The 3,157-nt window shown below is 64.6% G+C and carries 2 protein-coding genes and 2 pseudogenes; 1 reads left to right on the forward strand and 3 read right to left on the reverse strand.

What is annotated here, in order from left to right; genetic code table 11:
• Window positions 1-203 precede the first annotated feature (203 nt).
• The 3 genes and pseudogenes from ACLQI9_RS02445 to ACLQI9_RS02455 form a co-directional block, all read right to left on the reverse strand.
• Window positions 204-371: pseudogene (locus ACLQI9_RS02445) on the reverse strand (integrase core domain-containing protein); the annotation flags it as partial.
• Between the two features lie 118 nt (window positions 372-489).
• The gene (locus ACLQI9_RS02450) at window positions 490-792 is read right to left on the reverse strand and encodes a hypothetical protein (RefSeq protein WP_442382886.1); all 303 of its coding nucleotides are present in this window, start codon (window positions 790-792) and stop codon (window positions 490-492) included.
• Window positions 793-1,078: 286 nt separating this feature from the next.
• The gene (locus ACLQI9_RS02455) at window positions 1,079-1,345 is read right to left on the reverse strand and encodes a DUF1918 domain-containing protein (protein WP_442382888.1); all 267 of its coding nucleotides are present in this window, start codon (window positions 1,343-1,345) and stop codon (window positions 1,079-1,081) included.
• A gap of 332 nt (window positions 1,346-1,677) precedes the next feature.
• Between ACLQI9_RS02455 and ACLQI9_RS02460 the strand changes: the two are divergent.
• Window positions 1,678-2,672: pseudogene (locus ACLQI9_RS02460) on the forward strand (Acg family FMN-binding oxidoreductase).
• Window positions 2,673-3,157: the final 485 nt, after the last annotated feature.

Genomic DNA, 3,157 nt, shown 5'->3' on the forward strand with positions numbered 1-3,157 from the left:
ATCGCGCAGCACGTCCGCGATGGGCGCGCCGAGGTGTTCACCGTGTTGGGCGATGGGTTTGCGCTGACCATCGTGGTCGGTCCCACAATCCCGCTAGCAATTACTTACGTCGACTGACCGCGACAAAAGAATTGGATATTCACTCCTTGTCGTTGGGGTCGTGACCGGACCCCAGGAACTGGTCCACGGCGAGTGAGAGTCGTTCAGTGGTGGGTACAAGCGGCAGCGTAGCGGGCCGGCGGTTGGTAGCCCACGCCGGAATGGCGGCGGTGGCGGTTGTAGTTGTATTTCCACTCGTTGATGACCACGCGGGCTTGGGTCAGTGACCAGAAGACGTTGATGTTGAGGCATTCGTCGCGGATTCTGCTGTTGGACGGACCGCCCCGATACTGAGGGACCAAAGTCAACATCTGGTGGGTGTCTCGCTTCTAGAAACAGGTCGATCAGCATCGGCTGGGACGTTTTCGGCGACTATCGGTGCGGCGGCTGTCATCCGGAGCGCAACTGCCCACCGATGCCTTCGTCGTCGACGTCGCGCCAGAAGTTGGTGTCGTATTGCGTGTCCGGCACCGGGATCTTCTCGCCGACGTACGGCTGCGGTGCCGCGCGCTCGACATCCAGCTCGCCGGTGTCGATGTCGAGCCGGTCGATATCGTTGAGCAGCCGGTCGGCGTCATTGGCAATGCGGCGCATCGGCGCAATGTCGTGGTACTGAGTCTGCAGTGACGTCACGCACTGCCGCAGAACACTGATGAGGCCGTGCAGCTCATCGAGTTCGGGTGCGCCGGACAACGGGACCTCCTCATGCTCAATGGTGCCACTGCACCGCGGACCACCAGTCTGACTGTCCGCGCTATATCACACGAGGGCCAAAAGTCCCCCAATCAGCCCGTATTGCTGTGCTGAGCTCCGTTCACGACAGCAGCCCCTCGGTACCGTGGCTATATAGAAATGTGCTGAACCGGAATGACATTCGCAGCGGCAACCGGATTTACGGATGCGCTGAGTTATCGGCGGATGGCCCGCGGATCCTCTTCGACCACCCGCGGCGGCATGCCGTTAGCAATCAACCGCCGACTCATTTGCTCGCGTGGCCGGTGAGAACCGCCTGCGATGACATCAGCCGTGACCGTGTCCGCTCGTCGGCCGCCTGCTGCTGTGCGGCCGTGATGACGATCGAGTCGGCCCCCGGAAAGGCTAGTGCCTGGTGGCCGGTACGAGCCAGCGAACCATGTAGTCTGGCGTGCCGCCGGCCGTATGCACACTCGGTGATGATGCCGCGCTGATCGGGATCCCCGTTCGTCGCGCCCTTGACTACCAACGAGTCTCCGACGTCAGCCCTCATCGCTTCGCCCTTCCTGTTTGTACCCAGTTTCCATCGCGCGCGGACTAGCCATTCCGCCGGAAGGGCGGTAGGCCACCGCTGATACGGGTCGAACGGCCCTCGGCCGGCGTCAACGGCAGTGGCCTAGCCAACCTGCGTCAGTGCGCCGAGCAAGTGAACGGTGCGTTGAGCATCGAAACCCCTCCCGGGGGAGGGACTCTGGTTCGCTGGTCCGCGCCGCTTTCGTGACGGCGGCAGAAGTCCCGGGAAGCGGGGACCTTCGCCTCTAGGCGTAACCGCGGCGCGCCGCGAGTGTGGGAACATCAGAATTGTCAACAGAAGGCAGTATTCTGATGAGCGCTCATTTTCCGGAGCTCGAGACGATCCGCACAGTCTTGTCGATGGCCACCCGGGCGCCGTCGGTGCACAACTCTCAGCCATGGCGGTGGCGCATCGGCGCGAACAGCTTGCATCTGTACGCCGATCTCGACCGGCACCTGCCCAGCACCGACCCCGACCGCCGGGACCTGATGCTCAGCTGCGGCGCGGCGCTTCATCACTGCGTGGTGGCATTGGCTGCTATGGGTTGGCAAGCCAAGGTCCACCGGTTCCCCAATCCGGCCGAACCCGAACATCTTGCCGCCGTGAAGGTTCACCGCCACCCCGCCACGGAGCTCGATGTGACGCTGGCCGCGGCGATTCCGCGGCGGCGCACCGACCGGCGGCACTACAGCTCGTGGTATGTGCCGGCCGGCGACATCACCGTGATGGGTACGCGGCAAGCACCGGGGTGATGCTGCGCGAAGTTAATTCACTTCCGAAGCTGCAGCACATTGTCGCGCAAGCGGTCTGGCAACACGCCACCGATGACGACTATCTCGCCGAGCTGACCACGTGGAGCGGGCAGAACGCATCGGTGGCCGGTGTGCCGGCCCGCAACATACCGCCCTCCGATCCGGCGGCGCCGCTGCCGGGCCGACTATTCGCCGGTCCTGCACTGGCCCAGCCCCCCGATACCGAACCGGCAGACGACAACGCGGTCGTGCTGGCACTGGGCACCAAAGACGACACTCCGCTGGCCAGACTGCGCGCCGGCGAGGCCACCAGCCTGGTGCTGCTGACCGCCACCGCACAGGGGTTGGCGAGCTGCCCGGTGACCGAGCCATTGGAGATCGCCGAAACACGAGATGCCGTGCAGACCTATGTGTTCGGCGGCAGCGGGTTCCCGCAGATGCTGCTGCGCATCGGGTGGGCACCGGCTAATGCCGACCCGCTGCCTGCGACTCCTCGCCTCCCACTGGGAGAGGTCGTCGAGTGGCTCGACGGATCGGCGTTTGACCGGCTGTAGCCCCCGCAGCCCGCAGTGGAGGGCTGTCCAGCTATGACTGGCGCGTCGGCGACCGTTTCCCGGTGGCCGAAACCTACTGATGGAAACCGCCGGAAACACCGTTATCGAGATAGTCCCGACTCAGGACCCGCCGCGCAGGGCAGTCACCATGACCTCCGAACGGCAAACACGACGTCTCGAACGGTGCGTCGAGGGAGGAGGAGCGGTGAGGGCGAACTTTCCCGCGCACCGTTGAGGCGATTTGCGCGCCAGTATGGCGACAGCGAAACCCGGTGAACGTGGAGCGTCAGCGCCGTTACACGGCGGCGCCACATATGAGACGGCTGCGCTATCAGCCCAGCATCACCATTCCGCCATGGACGGCGATCAACTGGCCGGTGACGCCGTGGACGACAGGGCACCATGGCCACTCGTTCCGGGAACTAAGCCTCCTGGCCCGGCGGGCGGCCAGGCCCTAATCTGATCGGCGTAGTGCATCAGCCCCT

The sequence above is a fragment of the Mycobacterium sp. genome, assembly GCF_052143115.1.
Taxonomy (GTDB): Bacteria; Actinomycetota; Actinomycetes; order Mycobacteriales; family Mycobacteriaceae; genus Mycobacterium.

What these genes read in the sequence shown, in the direction of transcription:
- ACLQI9_RS02455 (WP_442382888.1), bottom strand. Translation starts at nt 1,345, where the DNA reads ATGAGGGCTGACGTCGGAGACTCGTTGGTAGTCAAGGGCGCGACGAAC.